25 protein-coding genes are annotated in these 22,584 nt (G+C 58.5%); 14 read left to right on the top strand and 11 right to left on the bottom strand.

Features of this window, described 5'->3' with window-relative positions; translation table 11 throughout:
* Both ABJP42_RS03445 and yidD read left to right on the top strand, forming a co-directional pair.
* A partial coding sequence (locus ABJP42_RS03445) for a ribonuclease P protein component (RefSeq protein ID WP_348338490.1) occupies positions 1–197 on the top strand: 197 nt, incomplete at its 5' end.
* Between the two features lie 37 nt (positions 198–234).
* Complete coding sequence (yidD, locus tag ABJP42_RS03440) at positions 235–495, top strand: membrane protein insertion efficiency factor YidD (RefSeq protein ID WP_348338489.1); 261 nt, start codon at positions 235–237, stop codon at positions 493–495.
* Between the two features lies 1 nt (position 496).
* On the opposite strand, the gene ABJP42_RS03435 is transcribed toward yidD, so the two are convergent.
* A complete protein-coding gene (locus ABJP42_RS03435) occupies positions 497–970 on the bottom strand; it encodes a GNAT family N-acetyltransferase (RefSeq protein WP_348338488.1) in 474 nt (157 codons plus the stop codon).
* 237 nt (positions 971–1,207) lie between these two features.
* Between ABJP42_RS03435 and ttcA the strand changes: the two genes are divergently transcribed.
* From ttcA to ABJP42_RS03400, 7 genes are all read left to right on the top strand, one after another.
* Positions 1,208–2,095: a tRNA 2-thiocytidine(32) synthetase TtcA gene (gene ttcA / locus ABJP42_RS03430; protein ID WP_348338487.1), complete on the top strand. Its 888-nt coding sequence runs from the start codon at positions 1,208–1,210 to the stop codon at positions 2,093–2,095.
* A gap of 65 nt (positions 2,096–2,160) precedes the next feature.
* The gene (locus tag ABJP42_RS03425; RefSeq protein ID WP_348338486.1) at positions 2,161–3,705 is read left to right on the top strand and encodes a putative bifunctional diguanylate cyclase/phosphodiesterase; all 1,545 of its coding nucleotides are present in this window, start codon (positions 2,161–2,163) and stop codon (positions 3,703–3,705) included.
* Positions 3,706–3,824: 119 nt separating this feature from the next.
* Entirely contained in the window at positions 3,825–5,633 is a 1,809-nt protein-coding gene (yidC, locus tag ABJP42_RS03420) for a membrane protein insertase YidC (RefSeq protein WP_348338485.1), read from the top strand.
* Positions 5,630–6,382, top strand: coding sequence for an MOSC domain-containing protein (locus ABJP42_RS03415; RefSeq protein ID WP_348338484.1), 753 nt, complete (start codon positions 5,630–5,632; stop codon positions 6,380–6,382). Before yidC ends, ABJP42_RS03415 begins: the two co-directional genes overlap by 4 nt.
* Positions 6,382–7,032, top strand: a complete 651-nt coding sequence (gene yihA, locus ABJP42_RS03410; protein WP_348338483.1) for a ribosome biogenesis GTP-binding protein YihA/YsxC — start codon at positions 6,382–6,384, stop codon at positions 7,030–7,032. The genes ABJP42_RS03415 and yihA overlap by 1 nt, the downstream gene beginning before the upstream one ends.
* Before the next feature lie 27 nt (positions 7,033–7,059).
* Positions 7,060–7,404, top strand: coding sequence for a DUF2946 family protein (locus ABJP42_RS03405; protein ID WP_348338482.1), 345 nt, complete (start codon positions 7,060–7,062; stop codon positions 7,402–7,404).
* 81 nt (positions 7,405–7,485) lie between these two features.
* Entirely contained in the window at positions 7,486–8,883 is a 1,398-nt protein-coding gene (locus ABJP42_RS03400) for a PepSY-associated TM helix domain-containing protein (RefSeq protein WP_348338481.1), read from the top strand.
* Between the two features lie 154 nt (positions 8,884–9,037).
* On the opposite strand, the gene ABJP42_RS03395 is transcribed toward ABJP42_RS03400, so the two are convergent.
* Positions 9,038–9,766 carry an SDR family NAD(P)-dependent oxidoreductase gene (locus ABJP42_RS03395; protein ID WP_348338480.1) on the bottom strand — a complete coding sequence of 243 codons (729 nt, stop codon included), beginning with the start codon at positions 9,764–9,766 and terminating at the stop codon, positions 9,038–9,040.
* A gap of 142 nt (positions 9,767–9,908) precedes the next feature.
* Between ABJP42_RS03395 and argB the strand changes: the two genes are divergently transcribed.
* From argB to ABJP42_RS03375, 4 genes are all read left to right on the top strand, one after another.
* A complete protein-coding gene (argB, locus tag ABJP42_RS03390) occupies positions 9,909–10,769 on the top strand; it encodes an acetylglutamate kinase (protein ID WP_348338479.1) in 861 nt (286 codons plus the stop codon).
* A 110-nt stretch (positions 10,770–10,879) separates the two neighbouring features.
* Positions 10,880–11,575 (top strand): ferredoxin, encoded by a 696-nt coding sequence (locus ABJP42_RS03385; RefSeq protein ID WP_348338478.1) that lies wholly within the window; start codon positions 10,880–10,882, stop codon positions 11,573–11,575.
* On the top strand, positions 11,572–12,081 hold the full coding sequence (locus ABJP42_RS03380; protein ID WP_348338477.1) for a SixA phosphatase family protein: 510 nt from the start codon (positions 11,572–11,574) through the stop codon (positions 12,079–12,081). Before ABJP42_RS03385 ends, ABJP42_RS03380 begins: the two co-directional genes overlap by 4 nt.
* A gap of 102 nt (positions 12,082–12,183) precedes the next feature.
* Positions 12,184–12,636 carry a DUF411 domain-containing protein gene (locus ABJP42_RS03375; RefSeq protein WP_348338476.1) on the top strand — a complete coding sequence of 151 codons (453 nt, stop codon included), beginning with the start codon at positions 12,184–12,186 and terminating at the stop codon, positions 12,634–12,636.
* 79 nt (positions 12,637–12,715) lie between these two features.
* Here the strand turns inward: ABJP42_RS03375 and ABJP42_RS03370 are convergent, their stop codons facing one another.
* The 8 genes from ABJP42_RS03370 to crcB all read right to left on the bottom strand — a co-directional run bounded on the left by ABJP42_RS03370 (position 12,716) and on the right by crcB (position 20,589).
* Positions 12,716–13,507, bottom strand: coding sequence for an amino acid ABC transporter ATP-binding protein (locus tag ABJP42_RS03370; RefSeq protein ID WP_348338475.1), 792 nt, complete (start codon positions 13,505–13,507; stop codon positions 12,716–12,718).
* Between the two features lie 12 nt (positions 13,508–13,519).
* On the bottom strand, positions 13,520–14,827 hold the full coding sequence (locus tag ABJP42_RS03365; protein ID WP_348338474.1) for an amino acid ABC transporter permease: 1,308 nt from the start codon (positions 14,825–14,827) through the stop codon (positions 13,520–13,522).
* Position 14,828: 1 nt separating this feature from the next.
* Complete coding sequence (locus ABJP42_RS03360; protein ID WP_348338473.1) at positions 14,829–16,358, bottom strand: amino acid ABC transporter permease; 1,530 nt, start codon at positions 16,356–16,358, stop codon at positions 14,829–14,831.
* 187 nt (positions 16,359–16,545) lie between these two features.
* The gene (locus ABJP42_RS03355; protein ID WP_348338472.1) at positions 16,546–17,562 is read right to left on the bottom strand and encodes an amino acid ABC transporter substrate-binding protein; all 1,017 of its coding nucleotides are present in this window, start codon (positions 17,560–17,562) and stop codon (positions 16,546–16,548) included.
* A 227-nt stretch (positions 17,563–17,789) separates the two neighbouring features.
* Positions 17,790–18,497 carry an ATP12 family chaperone protein gene (locus ABJP42_RS03350; RefSeq protein WP_348338471.1) on the bottom strand — a complete coding sequence of 236 codons (708 nt, stop codon included), beginning with the start codon at positions 18,495–18,497 and terminating at the stop codon, positions 17,790–17,792.
* Between the two features lie 3 nt (positions 18,498–18,500).
* Positions 18,501–19,169, bottom strand: a complete 669-nt coding sequence (locus ABJP42_RS03345; protein WP_348338470.1) for an HAD-IA family hydrolase — start codon at positions 19,167–19,169, stop codon at positions 18,501–18,503.
* Complete coding sequence (locus tag ABJP42_RS03340) at positions 19,166–20,212, bottom strand: RluA family pseudouridine synthase (protein WP_348338469.1); 1,047 nt, start codon at positions 20,210–20,212, stop codon at positions 19,166–19,168. Before ABJP42_RS03340 ends, ABJP42_RS03345 begins: the two co-directional genes overlap by 4 nt.
* Positions 20,209–20,589: a fluoride efflux transporter CrcB gene (gene crcB, locus ABJP42_RS03335; protein ID WP_348338468.1), complete on the bottom strand. Its 381-nt coding sequence runs from the start codon at positions 20,587–20,589 to the stop codon at positions 20,209–20,211. Before crcB ends, ABJP42_RS03340 begins: the two co-directional genes overlap by 4 nt.
* 195 nt (positions 20,590–20,784) lie before the next feature.
* Between crcB and ABJP42_RS03330 the strand changes: the two genes are divergently transcribed.
* The gene (locus ABJP42_RS03330) at positions 20,785–21,147 is read left to right on the top strand and encodes a hypothetical protein (protein WP_348338467.1); all 363 of its coding nucleotides are present in this window, start codon (positions 20,785–20,787) and stop codon (positions 21,145–21,147) included.
* Between the two features lie 117 nt (positions 21,148–21,264).
* Here ABJP42_RS03330 and ABJP42_RS03325 read toward each other — a convergent pair whose 3' ends face one another.
* Complete coding sequence (locus ABJP42_RS03325; RefSeq protein ID WP_348338466.1) at positions 21,265–22,584, bottom strand: replication-associated recombination protein A; 1,320 nt, start codon at positions 22,582–22,584, stop codon at positions 21,265–21,267.

The raw sequence follows: 22,584 nt of genomic DNA, 5'->3' as shown, positions 1-22,584 counted from the left end.
CCAAAAAGGTCGGCAATGCCGTGGCCCGCAACCGCGCCAAGCGCCGCCTGCGCGAAGCCGCCCGTCTGGTGCTGCCAGGCATTGGCCGCGCAGGCTGGGACTATGTCTTGATTGGCCGCGCCGAGGTCACCGCCAATCGCGACTTCCAGGATCTGCAGCGCGATCTGGCCTATGCGGTGAAAATGATCCACGGATGAACTTCTCTTTGCGCCCCTGCTTCCCTATCTTGGCCCCATGACACCCTTTGCCCATATCCTGGCCCTGCCGGTCCGCGCCTATCGGCTGATCTTTTCGCCCTGGGTGGGGTTCAATTGCCGCTATCAGCCGACCTGCTCGGCCTATTCTCTAGAGGCCTTTGAAAAGCACGGCGCCATAAAAGGCGCCTACCTGACACTCCGCCGGATCGGGCGATGCCACCCCCTTGGCGGCAGTGGCTATGATCCGGTGCCGGACAGCACCACCTGCGAACAGCAGGATCACTGCTGCAAGAAGTGACCTAGGTGGTCTCAAGCCGAAACTTCAAAAACGCCTCACCGCTGTATTCGACCTCTCCCAAGGGTCGCGCCCCCAATCGGCGCAGGGCGCCGAGCTTTTTACGCGAGAGCGGCAAAAGAAACGTCATAAAGTCTATGCGTTCATCCGCTTGGGCGAAGGCCAACGCCTTTTGGAAAATCGCTGTTCCGAGGCCAAAACTGTCCGGTTTGAGGACCAACCCATAGTCCCATTCATCACCTTCCTTTTGGAAGCCGCCCCAGCCAACATAGGCTTTGTCGGACAAGATGGCCCAATGCCCCAACCCATCCTTTTCCCAGTATTTTTCTTTACCTATGACAAAGTCCCGGGCTTCCCTTGCCCCCCATGCGGAGGTGAGCAAGGGCATGTGCTCCCGCAAGCGCACATCAGACATATGAGCGGCAATCTCACCGAGATCAATTTCTCGCAGTTGAACAAATTCAATCCTGTGTTCCAATTTGTCTTCCTTGCCAAAAACACCCTTGGCTCTTTTAGCCGACAGGCCCGAATTGATCCGCCAGAATCAACGAATGCACCGATCAACTTTTCCTGAGCAAGTCTTTGCAGGACCCGGGGCCGCACCCCCTTTCGGCACGCGGATCTCAGCATGTGGCAAAACCTTTGAACGGGGGCAGCATCTTTGTTGTCACCCTTTTTTCTTGGCAAATCTCCCCTCAAAGGCTAGGGGGCCAACATGTTTGATGATGATCAGTCCGAAATCCACCCGCTCTTTGCCGGCGCCCCCTCGACCACCGAGTTCAAAAAGCTGCGCAAACGTATCGTGCGTCAGGCCCGTGAGGCGATTGAACACTACGGTATGGTGGAGCGCCCCGCCGATGGCAGCACGCCAAAATGGCTGGTTTGCCTGTCGGGCGGCAAGGACAGCTATACCCTGCTGGCGGTGCTGCACGAGCTGAAATGGCGCGGGCTCTTGCCGGTGGAACTCTTGGCCTGCAATCTGGATCAGGGCCAGCCCGGGTTCCCAGCCACTGTGCTGCCTGCCTTTCTGGAGAAGATGGGCGTCCCGCACCGGATCGAATACCAGGACACCTATAGTATCGTGGTCGACAAGGTGCCGGAGGGGCGGACCTTCTGCGCGCTCTGCTCCCGCCTGCGCCGTGGTAACCTTTACCGGGTGGCCCGCGAAGAAGGCTGTTCAGCGGTGATTCTCGGACATCACCGCGATGACATTCTGGAAACCTTCTTTATGAACCTGTTTCATGGCGGTCGCTTGGCTACAATGCCGCCCAAACTGGTCAACGAAGAAGGCGATCTTTTTGTCTATCGCCCCCTGGCCCATGTGGCCGAGGTAGACTGCGAAAAGTTTGCGAAAGCAATGGATTACCCCATCATCCCCTGTGACCTATGTGGCAGTCAGGATGGGCTGCAACGCCAACAGGTCAAACAGATCCTCGACCAATGGGAATCAAACAGTCCCGGACGCCGCCAAGTGATGTTCCGCGCCCTGACCAATGCCCGCCCGTCGCATTTGCTGGACCCTAAATTGTTCGATTTTGTGGGGCTTGAACGCAAAACCAGCACTGAAACAGCAGATTCAGACGAGATTCCCCTTCTGCGTTAACTCCGGAGTCAGAAACAGACCTCTATTCTGCCCGAGCACTCCTGCTTTAGGCGAAAGGTCTGAACATGACAAAATCGAATTCCGGTCTACTCAACCGAATTCGGACGAGATTGGCTCCAGCGCTTTTTGCGCCGCCTATTCTTGCGTTCTTGCCTGCCCTTACGCTCGCGACCTTCTGGCTTGGCGGTGAAGCGGCCCTGCTTTGGGTGGCCCTGGGTATCCCATTAGTCTTTGCCGCTTTTGGCGGTTTTTCCAGCCATGGCCGCAACTTTGCCCCGCGGGACAGTGTTACCGGATTGATGCTGCGCGAAGGTTTTGAGCTGGAAATGAAACGCATCGTCGAAGACTGCGCCGCAACCGAGCTGCGCTCGGCACTTTACTACATCGAAGTGGACGATTTCAAAGAGCTGATCACCCGCGAAGGTCAGGATGCTGCGGACAGAATCATTCAAAGCTGCGGCGAACGTATCGCCAGCACCCTGCGCAACGGCGATACCGTGGCCCGCATTGGCGATAGCAAATTTGCCATCTGCCTGACCCCGGTGCTGCAGTTGGATCTGGAAACCTGCGTACAACTGGCCGGCCGTATTCAGGCCGCCGTGGAAGAGCCGATCTCATTGGATGGCACCACGGTCTATACCTCCTGTTCCATCGGTTTCTGCCTGAACACCCGCGCGCCCAGCAAACAATATAGCGACTGGACCGCTGCCGCCGCTGCGGCGCTGAGCGAAGCCCAGCAAAACGGCCCCTCCGGGATCCGGGTCTTCTCCGCTGATATGCACCAGCGCAGCAAGGCGCGGGGCAGCCTGCGCGAAGAGGCCGCAGAGGCGCTGGAAGCCGGTCATATTCTGCCCTGGTTCCAGCCGCAGATCTGCACAGATACAGGCCGGGTTTCCGGCTTTGAGGCCCTGGCCCGCTGGATGCATCCGGTACGTGGCCTGATTCCCCCAGCCAAATTCCTGCCCGTGCTGGAAGAAAACGGCCTGATGGAACGGCTGAGCCAGGTGATGCTCTATCATTCGCTGACCGCGCTGAATGCCTGGGACGCTGCTGGCCTCAAAGTGCCCGCCGTTGGCGTCAACTTTGCCACCCAGGAGCTGCGCAATCCCAATCTGGCAGAAAACATCAAATGGGAGCTGGAACGGTTTGACCTGCCCCCGGCCCGCCTGTCGGTAGAAATCCTCGAAACCGTGATGACCGATCGCCCCGATGATGTGGTCACCCGCAATATTGCCGCGCTCAGCGAGCTGGGTTGTCACATCGAGCTGGATGATTTTGGCACTGGCCATGCATCGATCTCGGCTGTGCGCCGTTTCAATATCTCCCGGATCAAGATCGATCGCTCCTTTGTGCTGCGCGCCGACCGGGATCCCGACCAGCAAAAACTGATCGCCGCAATCCTGACCATGGCCGAGCGTCTGGATCTGGAAACCTTGGCTGAAGGTGTGGAAACCGCAGGCGAACACGCGCTGTTGTCTCAGCTCGGCTGTGGCCATGTGCAGGGATTTGGCATTGGGCGCCCGATGCCCTTTGACCAGACTCTCGACTGGATCACCGCCCATGAAGCCAAGCTGCAAGAAGCCCCAGAAATCGGCCGTCACACCCGCTGATCCCAGCTTTTCCCTCTCCGGGGCGCATTGCCGCCCCGGTTTTCGCGATTCTGCTTGACCTTTGGGGCTCATCTCTGTTGAACCACCCTGTCATTCCCTACACGAGGTGGCAGTCCCAAATGGACGACCAGAACAAGAATCTCATTCTCGCAATCGCACTCAGCAGCCTCGTGCTTCTTGGGTGGATGTACTTTTTCCCACCCCCTGAGGTCGAGCCGGCTCCAGAAGCCCTGGCGACTGAGACAGCGCCCGCAGGCGCTGCTGCCAGCAGCCCCAGTGCCGTTGCAGCCGATGCTGTGACCAGCCAGCCAAGCGAAGAGGCCAACACCGCCTCTGATGCCCCGCGCGTCAGCATCGAATCGGACCGCATCACTGGAAGCATCTCGCTGCAGGGTGGTCGGATCGACGATCTGGCTCTCAAAGATTACCGCGTCACCAATGATGCGCCGGAAATTGTCCAGTTCCTCTCTCCTGTCGGAGAGCCGGATGCCTATTACGCCCTCTATGGCTGGGCGCCAGGCAGCGGATTGGCAGCCGAGGACGTCCCGGGTGCCAACACGCTCTGGAGCGCGCCTGCAGGCGCCGCACTGACCCCTGACACGCCCGTGACCCTGACCTGGGACAATGGCAAGGGTCTGACCTTTGCCCGCACCATCGCAGTGGACGAGGACTATATGTTCTCGATCAACCAGTCGGTCACCAATGCCTCTGGCGGCACTGTGTCCTTGGCCCCCTACGGCACCCTGGCCCGCCACGGTGAGCCAGCGGATATGAAGAACTTCTTCATCCTGCACGAAGGCGTCGTGGGCATGGCCGACGGTGAGCTGGCTGAGCTGGATTATTCGGACGTTGCTGATTTCGACATGGACCCACGCGATGGGTCACGTTCTGAGGTCAAGCAGGTCGAAACAAATGGCTGGATCGGTTTCACCGACCACTACTGGATGTCGACACTGATCCCGGCTCCGGGCCAGGCTTTCCGCTCTTCCGCCAAATACGACGAACGGCGCGACATCTATCAGACAGATGTAGTGCTGCCGACCGTGACCCTGGCGGAGGGTGAAACAAGTGAAGTCACCACTCAGCTGTTCTCTGGCGCCAAGGAATGGGCAACCATCCGCGCCTATGAGAAGGGCGGCATTGCTGGCTTCCTCGACAGCATCGACTGGGGCTGGTTCTTCTTCCTGACCAAACCGATCTTTGCGGTTCTGCACTGGCTCAATGCACTGATCGGCAACATGGGCTGGGCCATCATCGCCCTGACCGTTCTGATCAAGATCATCGTCTTCCCGCTGGCTTATAAATCCTACGCCTCCATGGCGAAGATGAAAGAACTGCAGCCAGAGATGGAGAAGCTGAAAGAGCGCGCTGGCGACGACCGTCAAAAGCAGCAGAAAGAGATCATGGAGCTCTACAAGCGGGAGAAAGTGAACCCCGCCGCTGGCTGTCTGCCAATCCTGATCCAGATCCCGATCTTCTTCTCGCTCTACAAGGTGATCTTTGTAACCCTGGAGCTGCGTCACGCGCCCTTCTTTGGTCCGTTCCAGGATCTGAGCGCGCCGGATCCGACCTCGATCATGAACCTCTTTGGTCTGCTGCCCTTTGCCGGACCCGCGCCTGAAAGCATCATGGCGCTGGTCTTTATTGGCATCCTGCCGCTGCTCTTGGGTATCTCGATGTGGCTGCAGCAAAAGCTGAACCCAGCACCAACGGATCCGACGCAGCAGATGATCTTTGCCTGGATGCCCTGGGTCTTCATGTTCATGCTGGGTGGTTTTGCTTCTGGTCTGGTTGTCTACTGGATCGCCAACAACACCATCACCTTTACCCAGCAGTATCTGATCATGCGCAGCCATGGCTATAAGCCGGACGTCTTTGGCAACATCAAAGCCAGCGTGAAGCGCAAACCAAACGCGGATCAGAAATGACCAAAACCGTTACAGATATCTGGCGCCACCCGCTCAAATCTCACGGGCGGGAAGCACTGGACAGCGTAACCATGATCGCCGGGCAAACACTGCCCGGCGACCGCGTCTGGGCTGTTGCTCATGAAAGCTCCAAGGCGGATGGGTCCGAATGGGCGCCCTGCGCCAATTTCTCCCGCGGGGCCAAGGCCGCTGGCCTGATGGCGATCAATTCCAAACTTGATGATGCCAGCGGCCAGCTCACCCTGAGCCACCCCGACCGGCCCGAGATCAGCTTTGATCCCGAAGCGCCCCAGGACCTGCAGCGGTTTCTCGACTGGGAAAAACCGTTGATGCCCGAGGGGCGCGCAGCCTCGGCCCGAATCATCCGCGTGCCTGGGCGGGGCATGACCGATACAGATTTCCCCTCGGTGACCCTGTGCAACTGGGCCTCCCATCGTGCAGTTGAAACCGCCATGGAGCAAGAGGTCTCGCCGCTGCGTTGGCGCGGCAACATCTGGTTTGATCTGGGCACGGCCTGGGCCGAGCATGATCTGATCGGCAAACAAGTCCAGATTGGTGAGGCCGTTTTCTTTATCCGCGAACGGGTGGTGCGCTGCCTGGCAACCACCGCAAACCCAGAGACCGGCGCCCGTGACCTCGACACGCTGAAGGCCCTGAATGACACCTGGGGTCATCAGGATTTTTCGGTCTATGCCGAAGTCATCACCGGTGGTGACATTCGCCTGGGCGATAGCGTAGAGGTACTGTGATGCAGATTTCATTCTCCCTGGCCGAAGAGCCTGACCAGATCACCGCTGAAAAGGGCCGCAAGCTGTTTGCGGGCGAATCCCTATTCGTCAAAGGTGTCGTCGCCATGTCGGGCCTGCCCGAAGCGGACCGCATGGAGGTCTGCTTTGCCGGTCGTTCCAACGTGGGCAAATCCACCCTGATCAACGCGCTCACTGGCACCAAGGGTCTGGCCCGCGCCTCCAACACCCCTGGCCGCACGCAAGAGATCAACTATTTCACCCAAGGCCCCGAGCTCTACCTCGTCGACCTTCCCGGCTATGGCTATGCCAATGCGCCGCTGTCGGTGGTGGAGAAATGGCAGAAGCTGCTGAAGCGCTACCTCTCTGGCCGCCAGACCCTGCGCCGGGCCTTTGTGCTCATCGACAGTCGCCATGGGGTCAAGGATGTGGATGAAGAGATCATGAGCCTGCTGGACAGCTCGGCCGTGACGTTTCAATGCGTGATGACCAAGGCCGACAAGGTTAAGATCAAGGACCGCGACCGGGTGATGGAACAGGTACGCACAGCCCTGGCCCGCCACCCCGCCGCCTACCCGGAAATCGTTCTGACCTCTTCGGAAAAAGGCGATGGCATTGCCACGCTGCGCTCCATCATCAGTGGTCTTGAATAGGTGATCCAGCGCCTGTTGTCATATGTCATGCTGCTGGCAATCGCCGCTGCCGGGTTGATCCCAGCAGGGTGGATGCCTGCCCATGCCAGTGACGGCAAGGTGCTCTTGGTGATCTGTACCACTGACGGCGTCGAAGAACGCTGGGTTGATATGGGTGAGGGCGAACCTCAGCGCACGCCTGCTGATCAGATGGATGATCGCAGCTGTCCTTTTTCTGCCCTGACCACCCATGCCGACCTGGCCCAGAACACACCTGTTGATCTGGCCCTAAAAACGCCTCAGCGTGCCCGCTGGGCGCATGAAGGCTTTACCCATCATTCTGCCGGGTTCCACTGGCGCTATGATGCCCGTGGGCCGCCTGCCCTCTCCTGAACTTCAAGACATCTACGTTTTTACGCCGCCGGTCCCGACACAATCGGTGCCTGGCGCAGTTCTTGATATGGAGAGATCCCCATGGCGACCAGCCAACCGCAAGACGCGGGCCAATCGCGCTCGCTCACTGAAAAGTTCTATTTTGCCGCCTGGCGCTGGCACTTCTATGCCGCGCTATATGTCATCCCCTTCTTTGTCACCCTTGCCGTGACCGGGTTGATGATGATGTTCATCACCCAGTTTGACGGTCGGGATGGAGAAACCATCCAGATCACCAAGGGCGAGACCGCCCTCAGCATCACCGAGCAATCCGACCTGGTGCTGGCCGCCCAGCCTGGCACAATTGCCGAATGGATCGGCCCCAAGGCCCCGGATCTGGCCGCTGTGTTTCGGGTAAAAACCGAGGCTGGTCAGCGTCTGGTGGCGCTGAATCAATACACCGGTGAAGTGATCGAGGTCTGGGACCGCCGCGCTGGCTGGTATGATTTTGCCGACAACATCCACTCTGATCTGCTGATTGGCACCGCTGGCGACCGGATGATCGAAATTGCCGCCGGGCTGGGCCTGGTACTGGTCTTCACCGGTCTCTACATCTGGTGGCCGCGTGGCAATGCGATGTCTGCCTTTGTGCCAGACCTGCGTTCCCGTGGTCGCGCCCTGTGGAAAAGCCTGCATGCGGTCACTGGTTTCTGGATTTCCGCCCTGCTGGTCGTCTTCCTGATCTCCGGTCTCTCCTGGACCGGCGTCTGGGGCGGCAAGATGATGCAGGCCTGGAGCACCTTCCCGGCTGAGAAATGGGACAATGTTCCGCTGTCAGATTCGGTGCATGCCGATATGAACCACGGCTCCACCAATGATGTGCCCTGGGCGCTGGAGCAAACACCGATGCCCGCCTCCGGCTCCGAGGCCGGGATCACCGGCATTCCGGAAGGCACCGCCGTCAATATCGACAGCCTGGTCTATCTGGGCCGTATCTTGGGGATGGAGGGCCGCTTCCGCGTTGCCTATCCCGGGGGTGAAGGTGGTGTGTGGACCATCAACCGCGACAGCATGAGCAGCGATTCGGATGATCCCTTTGTCGACCGCACCATCCATATCGACCAATACACCGGCAAGATCCTCGCCGATGTGAAATATGAGGATTACTCCTGGGCCGGTAAGGCCATGGCAGTGGGCATTCCTTTCCACATGGGGCTGATGGGCACCTGGAACTTCCTCCTCAATGTGGTTTTCTGCCTCTCGGTGATCTTTGTCTCACTCTCCGGTCTGGTGATGTGGGTCAAACGCCGTCCGGCAAAGGCTGGCCGTCTGGCGGCACCACCGCTTCCCGGCGATATGCCCTTTTGGAAAGGCGCCGTGTTGATTGGGCTCTTTACCTCCATGGCCTTCCCGCTGGTTGGCGCAACGCTGCTGGTGGTACTGGCCTTTGATCTGCTGATCCTCAGCAATATCCCAGCGATGAAGCGCGCCCTCAGCTGACCCGATTGGCTCCCTACTCATCCCTCACCGAGGGGGGGCCTGGGGTTGGTGGCGCCCTTTGCGTCCCTTGAGGCGCGACTGACCCAAAGCCCCGCAGAGCCTAGACACCTCTGCGGGGTATTTTGCGACCTGTGTTGGGTCTAGAATTTGGGTTTCAGACGTGCTGCGCGCCGTTCACTTCGATCTCGGAGCCAGAAATATAAGAGCTTTCCTGCGAGCAAAGGAAATAGATCGCCGCCGCCACTTCTTCGGGCTGGCCAAGGCGCTGCATCGGCAGTTTTTCAACAATCTTATCGGTTCCTGGCGACAGGATGGCGGTTTCCACCTCGCCCGGTGCGATGGCATTGACCCGCACACCAAGCGGGCCAAAATCATGCGCCATTTCACGGGTCAGCGCCGCCAGCGCCGCCTTGGAGGTGGCATAGGCTGCGCCTGCAAAGGGATGCACCCGGCTGCCGGCAATCGAGGTCACATTCACCACCGAGCCCTTTACCGCTGCCAACTCATCCTTGAGCCCACGCGCCAACACCACCGAGGAAAAGAAATTGACGTGAAAAACCTTGCCCCAGGTCATCAGATCTGTGTCAAGGGTGCTGAGTCGCTCTCCCTCGGGGCCTTTGGGTGAGATCCCGGCATTGTTCACCAGCGCATCCAGCTGGCCACCCAGTCGCTCTTGAATGATCCCTACGGCGTTGATGGTATCGCTTGGGTCCGACAGATCCAGCTGCACGTGATTCTCGGCACCGCCACCCCAGGGGCATTCCTCGGGGAAGGGTTGGCGGGAACAGGTGATCACCCGCCAGCCTTCGGCATTGAACCGGCGCACGGTGGCATGGCCAATGCCGCGACTGGCCCCCGTCAAAAGCAATGTCTTCTGGCGCATGGCGAGATTTCCGTCCGTTTGTGAGCTGTGCCGCGACCCTATCAGCCCGGGCCAGAGCTGCAATCGCTATGTGACACGCCATGTCGCACTTGGCAGCGCGGGCGGAAGCGCGTAACACCAGACGCCAAGAGGACCCTGAGCCATGAAGAAACAAGATATGAACCGCGATTGGATTGCCACAGCCGAAACCCTGTCCAGTGCCCTGCCTTACCTGCAGCGCTATGACGGGGCCATTGTTGTCATCAAGCTGGGTGGCCATGCCATGGGCAGCGATGAAGCCATGGAAACCTTTGCCCGCGACATCGTCTTGATGCGTCAGGTCGGAGTCAATCCGGTGATCGTCCATGGCGGCGGGCCGATGATCAATGCCATGCTGGCCAAGCTGGATATCCAGTCCGAGTTTGTGAATGGCAAACGCGTCACCGACCAAGCCACCATGGAAGTGGTGGAAATGGTGCTGTCAGGCGTGGTGAACAAACGGATCGTGCAGGCAATCAATGCCCAGGGTGGCCGCGCTGTTGGCCTGTCCGGCAAGGATGCCAATCTGATCACCTGTGATCAGGCCGATGCCGACCTTGGTTTTGTTGGTGCCCCTGCCGAGATGAACCCACAGGTGCTGCATGACCTCTTTGAAAAACACATCATTCCGGTGATTGCCCCCATTGGCGCCGGTCACACCGGCGAGACCTACAATATCAATGGCGACACCGCTGCCGGGGCCATTGCCACCGCGCTCAACGCGGATCGTCTGCTGCTGCTCACTGATGTCTCCGGCGTCAAAGATGCCAGCGGCGAGGTGGTGACCGAGTTGAAAGCCGCCGATGTTGAGCGGATGACAGCCGAGGGCGTGATTGCCGGCGGCATGATCCCCAAGACCGAAACGGCGCTAGCGGCTGTGCGCTCGGGCGTGCGGGCCTGCACCATCGTTGATGGCCGGGTCAAAAACGCCGTGCTCTTGGAACTGTTCACCGATCACGGCGCTGGTTCAATGATCCGCGCCTAAGACGGCAGCGCCCCTTTGGGTCGCTGATAGACCCTCGGGGGCGTTTTTGCGTCCCTGAGGCGGCCTGCGCCTGCTAGCATTCCCGAACGTGACCACTGACGGGGACTATGATGACGGCCTCTTCTTTTGCCTCTGCCAACCCGCAGCCTTGCTATGCCCGTATCGCAAAGGCGGCGCAGGTGCCGGGGCTGATGATCTATGGTGCGCTGCACCCGGCGAAGCAGCCGGTGGCATTGCTCACATCCGGTACTTTGGTGCTCCTGGGCACCGGCGAAGGGTTTTGGCCCATTTTCTCTCGTTCACGGGAATATGTGGAAGCACTGCCTGATCCCGTCGACCAATGGTCCACCCGCGTCATCAGCGATTTGGCAACAACTCTGGGCGCCAAGGCCTACTTCCCCTTTGACGGTCCGCCATATGTCCCCTTTGTGAACTGGGCGCTGGCCTCTGGGAGCGCCTTCACATCCCCGTCACAAATGTTGGTGCATGATGAGGTCGGCATGATGATATCTTTCCGGGGAGCCCTGCATTTCGATCAAAGCTTTGACATACCCCCTCCGGTTTTGGCACAGTCTCCCTGCGCGACCTGCACAGCCAAACCGTGTCTGACCTCTTGTCCGGCACGGGCTCTGGTTGACGGCGGCCCCTACGATTTGGCAGCCTGTCACCATTATCTTGATACCCCAGCCGCTGCGCCCTGCATGACCGAGGGCTGCATCGCTCGACGCGCATGCCCGCTGAGCCAGGGCGCCAAACGTTGCTTTGACCAAACCGCACATCACATGAGGTATTTTCACCAATCATGACCCGCACCCTGATTTTGACCCGCCATGCCAAATCCGCCTGGGATACCAATTCGCCTAGCGACCACGCCCGCCCTCTGAACAAACGGGGCCGCAGATCAGCGGTCGCCTTAGGAGAGTGGCTGCGCCATAATAATCAGATCCCAAATCAAATCCTCTGCTCGTCGTCGCAACGCACCCGCGAAACCAAGGCGCTGATGCAGTTGGACGCCGCCACTACCTTTATCGAGCGGCTGTATCACGCCAGTTCTGAAATCATCTTTCAGTCCCTGCGCGAAGCTGAACAGGACAGGGTCCTGCTGCTCAGCCACAACCCCGGCATCGCTGCCTTTGCCCACGCCATTGTCGCCAGCCCGCCGGATCACAACCGTTTTGATGACTACCCCACCGGCGCCACCCTGGTGGTGCGCTTTGACATCGACAGCTGGAGTAAGCTGAGCTGGAGTTCCGGCAGGGTTTTGGATTTTGTGGTCCCGCGCGAATTACTTGGCGAAGAGGTCAGCGCCTAACTGCGACAAACCAACGCTCCTGCGGGGCAGGCTTGTAGTGGTTTCATGCCTGCCTGGCGTAGCCTAGGTGTGACACGCTATCAGCCTCAGGAGTTTCTCAGAATGCATCGCCGGACCCTATTGTTCACTGCTGCCGCCCTGCCCCTTGCCAGCCTGCCTGCGCTGGCGGGACCAGTGGAGCCGTTGCTGGTCATGAAATCCCCCACCTGCGGCTGCTGTACGGCCTGGGTTGACCATCTGAAGCTCGCCGGTTTCGCCACCGACACCCGCACCGTCGAAGACGATCAGCTTTGGAGCATGAAATCCCGTCTGGGTATCACTGCTGAGCTGTCCTCCTGTCATACTGCACTTGCCGGAGCCTATGTCGTTGAGGGCCATGTGCCGGTAGGCGACATTCAGCGGCTTCTGACAGAGCGGCCAGATGCGCTTGGCCTGACCGTTCCTGGCATGCCAATTGGCTCACCCGGTATGGAAATGGGCGGTGAAAAAGAACCCTTTGAAACGCTTCTGATCAAACCTGATGGATCAACCGTGGTCTTTGCCCAGCATTCCTGACGCGGTTGCGGCACCTCCAAATGTGAAAAGGCCGGGCGAGATGCCCGGCCTTCTTGGTTTTCATTGCTTTCGACGGTCCTTAATGGCCGAGGATCTGGCTCAGGAACAATTGGGTGCGTTCGCTTTTTGGATTGTTGAAGAACTCTTCTGGTTCGTTCTGTTCCACAATCTGGCCCGCATCCATAAAGATCACCCGGTTCGCCACCTGACGGGCAAAGCCCATCTCGTGGGTCACGCAGAGCATCGTCATGCCCTCTTCCGCCAGTTCGATCATGGTGTCGAGCACCTCTTTGATCATTTCGGGGTCAAGCGCCGAGGTCGGCTCATCAAACAACATGATCCGCGGCATCATGCAGAGGCTGCGGGCAATCGCCACGCGCTGCTGCTGACCACCGGACAATTGGCCAGGGTATTTGTCGGCCTGTTCGGGGATCTTCACCTTTTCCAGGAAATGCATCGCCCGCTCTTCAGCCTCTTTGCGGGGCGTCTTACGGACCCAGATTGGGGCCAGTGTACAGTTTTCCAGAATGGTCAGATGTGGGAACAGGTTGAAGTGCTGGAACACCATACCCACCTCGGAGCGGATCTTGTCGATGTTCTTGAGGTCATTGCTGAGCTCTGTCCCATCCACCACGATCTTGCCCTGCTGGTGCTCTTCCAGCGCGTTCAGACAGCGGATCAGGGTCGACTTCCCGGAACCCGAAGGTCCGGCGATGACGATCCGCTCACCCTGATTGACGGTGAGGTTGATGTCGCGCAGCACGTGGAAAGACCCGTACCACTTGTTCATATTGTTGATTTCGATCGCAACCTCATCCGAGACTTGCATCTTGGAGCGGTCGATTTGACGGTTCGTTGCCAGTTCAGACATATGTTGAACTCCTTAACGGTGGCCGGTCTGAAGCTTGCGCTCCAGATACATGGAATAGCGAGACATGGAGAAGCAGAAGACAAAGAACATCAGGGCGATAAAGCCATAGAGTTCCCAGACAACGCCGTTCCAATCGGAATCTGCGCGGATGGCATTGGACAGGCCCAACGGATCCAACAGACCGATCACCGACACCAGCGTGGTGTCTTTGAACAGTCCGATGAAGGTCGAGACGATGCCCGGAATGGAGATCTTCAGTGCCTGTGGCATGATGATCAGACGCTGTGCTTGCCAATAGTTGAGACCGAGTGAATCGGCCCCCTCATACTGACCGGTAGGCAGCGCCGCCAAACCGCCCCGGATCACTTCGGCCATATAGGCAGAGGCAAAAAGGGTCGCCATGATGATGACTCGCATGATGATGTCAAAATTCGTGCCGGGAGGCATAAAGATGTTCAGCAGGGTTGAGGCCACGAACAGCAGCGTGATCAGCGGAACCCCCCGGATGAACTCGATAAACCCAACACAGAGCGCCTTGACGATCAGCAGGTCAGACTGACGGCCAAGCGCCAGAACGATGCCGATGGGCAGCGAAAAGCCAATCGAGACCACACCAATGGTCAGCGACAACATCATGCCGCCAAACTTACGGCTATCTACCGGTTCGAGACCCACAGGAATGATATCTGCCAAAGCACCCGCCAACGCCGAAGCGAAAAAGCCCCACCACAGGACGGCGACCACAACAGCGGCAATCAAGCCAATCAGCTCACCCGTCTGTTCTGTCAGGAATTTGTAGACCAGAAAGGCCAGAACAAAACCGGCCAGAACCATAACTGGAGTCCAAACTGACCCACCCCAAAGCAACAAAGGCATCAGGAAGGGGTAGAGGCCGGTGAACCACATCATCTTAGCCGGAACCTTGTCCGAGTACAGAATAGGCAGCAGCGCAACGCCAAGCAGGATGAAGGCAGAAATCGGACGCCAGTAGTGTTCGGGCGGGTAGAACCCCATGAACAGCTGCACCCAGCGATCCTGAATTACCCCCCAGCAGGCACCAGAGAAATGACCTTCACGTCCCAGCTCCGCCAGGATTTCCCGGCAGTTCTTGAGCGATGTGGCATTCCAGGTCGGAGACCAGGCCCAGGGAACAAGGGCTACCAGAACAAAGTAGATCAAAGCTACAGCAGCCAGTGTCAGTATCGTGTTCAACGGTGTTGAAAACAGGTTGACCCGCATCCAGCCGATAGCGCCGACGGAAGAGGCCGGTGGGGCCTGTTCCGGCAGCATCTCAGTGCGGACAAATGAAATATCGCTCATATTACCGCTCCACCAGTTTGACGCGTTCGTTGTACCAATTCATGACCCCCGAAATACTCAGCGAGATCGCCAGATAGATCAGCATGGTCAGCAGAACTGTCTCCAGCTCACGACCCGTCTGATTGAGGGTAATCCCCATCAGCGTGCCGGTGATATCCATGTAGCCAACCGCAATCGCCAAGGATGAGTTCTTGGTCAGGTTCAGGTAGTTTGAGATCAAGGGCGGGATAATCACCCGCATTGCCTGTGGCAGAACCACCAGCGACATGATCTTGCCAGGGCGCACACCCAGGGCAGCTGCCGCTTCGGTCTGACCATGGCTTACCGCCAGGATGCCTGCACGCACGATCTCTGCAATGAAGGCCGCTGTGTAAAGCGACAGCGCCAGCCACAAGGCAATCAGCGAGTTTCGAATGTGGATACCACCTTCAAAGCGCGGGATGCCTTTTTCCGAAATGGCCGGATACTCGATCTCTACCGCGCGCCCCTCCGAGAACTCTGCCTGGATAACGGCAGCTGGAACAGTCTTGTTCTCTTCGCCTGCAGTGTCAGATTGCCCAAGGTCCGCAATAAAGGAATCCACGCTGGATGCGGGTACTGCGATCAAGTTGCAGCGCCCTTCCTCAAAAGCGGTCACAGTCGCGCTACGGTTAAAGTAGTTGCGGCGTTTGATTGCGATTTCGTTCTCTTGCAAAAACCGGAGCCCATTGAGGGAGGCCGCTTTGCCACTGCTGTGGCAATAATCGATTTTCCCGATTTCATCGCTAAAGGCCGTCAGATTCTGCGCATTTGCTTCACTGCGTGCAACAAAAACCTGCTCGTTACTACTCGCGAAGGCGGAAATGCCAAAATAGGCCACGATTACAGGCACCAAAAAGACAGCCGTGGAGATCAGAAAGATCCCTGGACGTTCGCCGGTGCTTTCTTGAATTTTGTCCGCACGTCCGCGTAGACGTGAAATCGCAAAAATCGAAAGCCCCAGCACAACAACCAAAACCCAGCCCAGATCAGCGGGTACAGGACGCGGAACGAAAATACCTTGATTGGAGAAAGCTGTGCTCCCCATCAGGCTCATTGTTGCGTCCCCGGCCTTAAAGGCCCGTGGCGGATCCATGGTTTCGATCATCACCGCCATGGTGAAAACGATCCACAACAGCACCGGTACGTTGCGGAAAATCTCAACATAGATCGCTGTAAGGCGCGCGACGACCCAGTTGTTCGACAGGCGCAGCACACCAATGAGCACCCCCAGAACAGTGGCGGTGATGCAGCCCAGGACGGCAACAACCAGCGTGTTCAACAAGCCAACAAAGGCGGCCCGCAGATGGCTGTCGCGCGAGGTATATTCAAGCAGGCGTTGATTGATATCGTAGCTCGCAGGTTCCCCCAGAAAGCGGAAACTTGGTTCTTTCCCAAGTGTCGCCAGGTTCTGGGCCGTATTGCTGACCAGCGCGCCAAGTAAGAGAAGAAATCCGATCAATGCGATGATCTGGATTGTCATAGACCGGTACCGGGTGTCGTAAATCAGCATCGATAGCCGAAACGACTCCTTCGGTGGGTCAGTGAGAGTTGTCATGACCTAGTGATCCCCGTGGCTCATAGATCTCCCATACGGCGGGGTTGGTTCCCTGCTCGCGTCAGATCTCAAGCGTTTTTTGGTTGGATAGTGGTAGAAAGAAAAAGGGCGCAGGATGTCCTGCGCCCCTTCCTAGCAGATCTTAGCGGAAAGGAGGCGAATACAGCAGGCCGCCTTTGGTCCACTGAGCGTTCAACCCGCGGGCCAGACCGATTGGAGTGGCTTCACCGATGTTGTCGGCAAAGACTTCACCGTAGTTACCGCCAACGGCGATTGCGTTTTTGCCCCAGTCAGCAGAGAGACCAAGCATCTCACCCAGGGTGCCTTCGGACCCCAACAGACGGTTGATTTCGGGGTTGTTGGTGCCAGCAGCCATCTCAGCGATGTTTGCCGAAGTAACACCCAGCTCTTCAGCAGAAACCAGAGCGTTCAAAGTCCAGCGAACAACGTCGCCCCACTCGTGGTCGCCGTGACGAACCAGCGGGCCGAGAGGCTCTTTGGAGATGATTTCGGGCAGCAGAGTGTGCGCGTCAGGTGCTTCAAAGGTAGCACGGGTTGCGGCCAGACCAGAAGCGTCTGTTGTGTAGACGTCGCAGGCGCCAGCAAGGTACTGCTGCTGTGCTTCGGCGTTGGTTTCAATTGGCACCGGCTCATAAGAGATGTTGTTGGAGCGGAAGAAGTCAGCCAGGTTCAGCTCGGTGGTGGTACCGGTCTGAATGCAGACAGTCGCGCCATCGAGTTCTTTGGCCGAAGAAACGCCCAGCTCTTTTGGAACCATGAAGCCCTGACCGTCGTAGTAGTTCACGCCGGTGAATTCAAACTTCAGGTCAACATCGCGCGAGAAGGTCCAGGTGGTGTTCCGGGCCAGCATGTCGATTTCGCCGGAGGCCAGCGCGGTAAAGCGGGTCTTGCCGGTTGTTGGAACGAATTCAACAGCGTTTCCGTCGCCCAGTACGGCCGCAGCAACAGCGCGACATACGGCAACGTCAAAGCCTTCCCATTCGCCGCTCGCATTTGGAGCCGCAAAACCAACCAGACCGGTGGTCACGCCGCAGTTCAGTTTGCCGCGGGCCTTTACGTCGTCCAGAGTGCCAGCAGCTGCTGCACCAGCGGACAGACCGGCAATGGTCAGCGCGCTCAAAAGTACGGTATTTTTCATTGTTACCTCTTCCTGATGTTCCACCTATTGCGGTGGTTTTTATTGCCCGGCTCGCAAGAACCGGAAATGGTTTGAAACCGGGCAGAACCCTATTTCGTACAGCGAGTTTGGTCGCATTCATCAACAAACGTCAAGTGTGAGATCATGAAATTCGATGTCCGCATAGCGTACTCTTTACTATTCGATACAAAATTTCCGATCCGGGAACAGTGCCGCAATTTGCTGTCTTAACAGCTGATGTCGTAGAAATTTTTGGCGTGAAAAAAGGCCTCTCGCTTCAGCTCTGCTGTTGCTTTGGCCTCGTCATCGACGCCCCACTGCTCTTCCTGCCAGGTCTCATCAAGACGCGAAATCTGCCAAATATCATCCGCTGTGCGCCAATTTTGGGCAGTTGCAAAGCCCAATACCAGCGATCCGGACATTGACACCAGATCATGGAAGGCTGCGAGCTGAAAATTGTTCAGTGCATGGACCGCCTGACGCAAGACCGCCAAGGCCGCCGATTCCTGGCTGCGATGCTGCAGCCCCTGGCGGGGTTCCAACCGCGCTCCAAAGGTCTGCTCGGCCCAGTCCAGCGCCGGGTCCCATTGTGCTGCCTGACGCGCCACCAATTCCTGCGGCGTGTCGGCGCGATAGCATAAAAGGTCCGAATCGCCGTAATCTGCCAGCATGTCAGCGACTTCGGCATGCTGATTCGCGACCTTGTCGATGGCGGCATTGGCCGAACGCGTGAAAGGCATTGATTCAGGGTTCACCCCCTCGACCTGCGCATCCCATTCCGCCGCAATGGCCTCGGCCATGGCGCGGCTTGGCAGGGTCAGCGGTGCCTTGGCCGGAGTTTTCACCCCGCGGCCGTCCAGCTGCACCGTAAACCCGCCGCCGCTCTCGACCGCTGTGGCCTCTTTCCAAAACCGCTTTTGCTTCCAGTCACTCATCTCTCATGCCTTCCAGATCTGCTGCAGCAGGGGCGCCAATTGGTCAAAACTGCTGATGATGTGATCCGCGCCCAGCCCTGCAGCCGGGTGGTAGCCCCAGTCCACCGCAATGGTATGGACCCCCGCAGCCCGCCCCATATCTATGTCAAAACTTGTATCGCCAATCATCACCGCATCGGCGGGCGCCACACCGGTCTCCGCCAGTGCCGTCAAAACCATCGACGGATGCGGCTTGGAGGGGTGATGATCCGCCACCTGACGCGTTACAAAACACTCCAACGCATGGGCCGCTATCAGCGCATCCAATCCCCGCTGAGACTTTCCTGTTGCCACCCCCAGGAGATATTCCGGCACCGCATGCAACGCTGCGAGGGTCTCGGCGGCGCCTTCAAACAGCGGTGAATGCCCCGCCCCCAATGCCAGACGTTTGTCCATATAGGCGCGCTTGTAGCCCTCAACCAGCTGATGCTGCACAGCAGGTCCTTCTGCCGGGGCCAATTGCGCCATGGCCAGCGGCAGCGACAGTCCCACAATGGACAGAATCGCCGCGCGGGAGGGCACCGGCAGGCCCGCACCCTCAAAAGCCAGAGTCATGGCCGAAGCAATGGCATTCTGGCTATCCGCCAGGGTGCCATCCACATCAAACAGGATCAGCCGCAGGTCTGCGCTCACATCAACCCCTCAAAGGGGTCATCCGCCGCCAGATCTTCGGTCCAGCCAAAGGTCTCCCAGCTCTGCTTCATGTGATCCGGCAACTCTGCCGTCATCACCACGTCCTTTTTGGTTGTCGGGTGTTCAAACACCAAACGGCGCGCGTGCAGATGCAGCTTCTTGCTGATCACCCCGCCCAGCTGCGCCCCCCAGCCATCGCCCAGGTTCTCCTGACCCGAGCCACCATATTTGCCATCGCCAATGATCGGATGGCCGATCTCCGCCATATGCGCCCGCAGCTGATGGGTCCGACCGGTGACCGGCTCCATCGCCACCCAAGAGGCCCGCCCCGCGACCCGGTACAGGGTCGCATAATAGGTATGTGCCCGTTTGGCGCCCGGCGTTCTGTCGATCTCGCTGGGGTGCACGGCGATCATCTTTTCGCCTTCCCCGCCGGCCCCATGCCCTCCGGCTTTGACCAGCCCAGCCTTGATCTCGCCGAGGTAGGGCGTGGGAACACCAGCAACCAGCGCCCAGTAGATCTTGCGGGTGTTGCGATGGCGGAAGGCTGCGGTCAGCGATTTCGCCGCCAGCCGCGTGCGGGCCAGCACCAAGACACCGGATGTGTCTTTGTCGAGACGATGCACCAGGCGGGGCTTTTCCTCGGCGTCAAAGCGCAAAGCATCTGCCAGCCCATCCACATGTTTGGTGGTGCCACTGCCGCCCTGCACCGCCAGACCAGCAGGCTTGTTCAGAACGATGACATCGTCATCCTTGTAGATCACGCAGGAACGGATCATTTTGGAATCCGCCTCAGAGATCTTAGCGATACGAGGCGCTGCCGGTTTCAGGTCTGAATCGGCCAGTGGCGGCACCCGCACCACCTGACCTGCAGCAACCCGTGTATTGGCCTTGACCCTTCCCCCATCCAGACGCAGCTCACCTTTGCGACACATCTTCTCAATGCGGCCCTGGTTCACATGCGGAAACAGCCGTCGCAGCCAGCGATCAATCCGCTGGTCATCATCCGCCTCGGCTACGGTAATCATCTGTACGCCGCTCATGCGAACACTCCTCTTGCGAGCCAGAGGCCCAGAAACAATCCACCAACCGACAGGCCAACAGAAAGCAAAATATAAAGCGCCGCCTGCCCAAAGGCACCGCGCTCGATCAGATTGGCACTCTCCAATGAGAAGGCCGAAAAGGTGGTGAAACCACCCAAAAGCCCGGTCATCACCAACGGGCTCAGATGGGTCAGCCCCTTTTGTGCCGCACCCACCACAAATACTCCCATCAAAAAGGAGCCAATCACATTCACCGTCAAAATGGCGATCGGAAACTCCTGATGGCCAAACAAGCGCAAAACTCCCAGGCCAGCCAGGTAACGAAGCACCGCCCCGCAGGCGCCGCCAAGGGCGACCAGAGATACCGTTGAAATCATCAAGGGTCTGTGGCGTGAGCAGGCAGAGATGTCAAGTTTTAGCCGCTATGCAGCAAGGGGTGGCTTCCCCAACCCGCAAAATCCTGAAACCATGGTTCGCGAAACCGCGACTGCGAGCACCTGAGGAAAACAAAAACCTACAATCGCTGCATAGATCTGCTCAACAGGGGCAAGTTGAAAAAATTACAGTCCAAATTGGCGCCCCATATTGAAGCCGGTGACAAAGACGCCCGCTACCTCAGCCTGTTGTTTTGCACCACCAAAACAGCCCAGGAATTTGAGACCCGGCGCAAACAGCACCTCAAAGAGCTCGGCGCAGAACAGCATATATCCGCGCTGTTGGATCTGGCCTGGATGCATCGCCATGGCGATGATGGTCACGACCAAAGCGATCTGAAATTCCTGCAGTTGATGACCGCCGCGGCGCTCATGGGCGACAATGACGCCTTGAAACATGTCAAAACCTATATTGCGGCCCGAATGGAATGGGAGCAATTTCCACTGCCCCCTGCAGATCAGGCGAAGCGTCGGGCCGCAAAGGCAACGATAAAAGGGTAACCCCCAAGCCCAAAGCACCATCCCCAAGGGAAGCCCCTTGGATATCATCTTTCCCAAAATATTCCCGCCGGAGGCCAGGGCTTTCCGCCCCGGAAAGCCCTTCCAACCTGTTTCACCCTATGTGTTCCTCTGCAGCCGGAGCTTGGCAAAATACTCCGAACGGCGTTTCAGCTCGCGTTCAAAGCCGCGCTCTACCGGCTGATACAGCACCGGGCGGCGCACCCCCTCGGGGAAATAGTTCTGTCCGGAAAACCCATCCTCCGCGTCATGGTCATAGGCATAGCCATCGCCATAGCCCTGCTCCGCCATCAGCTTGGTGGGCCCATTCATGATATGTTTTGGTGGCGGCGCCGATCCGGTTTCCTTGGCCAGACGTCGGGCCGCCTTGATGCCGACATAGACCGCGTTGGATTTTGGCGCCAGCGCCAGATAAACAGCGGCATTGGCCAGGGCCAGCTCGCCTTCGGGGCTGCCAAGCCGCTCATAGGTGTTCCAGGCATTCAGACAGACCGTATTGGCCTGCGGATCGGCAAGACCAATATCCTCGGTCGACATCATGGTCAGACGCCGGGCCAGGAACCGCGGATCTTCGCCACCTTCCAGCATCCGCCCCAGCCAATAGAGCGCCGCATCCGGATCTGAACCGCGAATGGATTTATGCAGGGCAGAGATCAGATTGTAATGCTCATCGCCGGATTTGTCATACTTTGACGCCCGCCGCATCAGCCGTTTGGCCAGCGCCTCGCGCCCCAGGGCTGCTTCGACCTGCCAGGCCGCGACCTGTTCGATCAGGTTCAGCAAGGCCCGGCCATCGCCATCGGCCATTTCCTGCAGCGCATCCCGCGCATCCCCGGTCAGGGGCAGCGCCCGGCCCAGTTCCTGCTCGGCCCGCTGGGTCAGACGTTCCAGATCCGCCAGTGACAGGCGCTCCAGCACCAGCACCTGCGCCCGCGACAACACCGCAGCGTTCAGCTCAAACGACGGGTTTTCGGTGGTCGCCCCCACCAAGAGAATGGTGCCATCTTCCATGTAAGGCAAAAACCCATCCTGCTGCGCCTTGTTGAATCGATGGATCTCATCCACGAACAACAGCGTGCCCTGGCCATTTTGACGCCGGATCTTGGCAGCCTCAAAGACCTTGCGCAGATCCGGTACACCAGTAAAGATCGCCGAGATCTGCACAAAATGCAGATCGGTTTCCCGCGCCAAAAGCCGCGCGATGGTGGTTTTCCCCACCCCAGGAGGACCCCAAAACACCAGCGATGACAGAGAGCCGGAGGATAGCATCACCCCAAGCGGTGCCTCCGCACCCAGCACCTGTTCCTGGCCAATCACCTCTGACAGCGATTTGGGTCGCAACCGGTCGGCCAGCGGCTGGTTCACCTTGGCTCCAGTCTCGCCTGCATCCGTTTCATCGCTGTCAAAGAGATCTGCCAT

Source organism: Pseudophaeobacter sp. (genome assembly GCF_039971195.1).
Taxonomy (GTDB): Bacteria; Pseudomonadota; Alphaproteobacteria; order Rhodobacterales; family Rhodobacteraceae; genus Pseudophaeobacter.
Note: the sequence above shows the minus strand (reverse complement) of the source record. Positions and strands in the feature narration are given on the sequence as shown.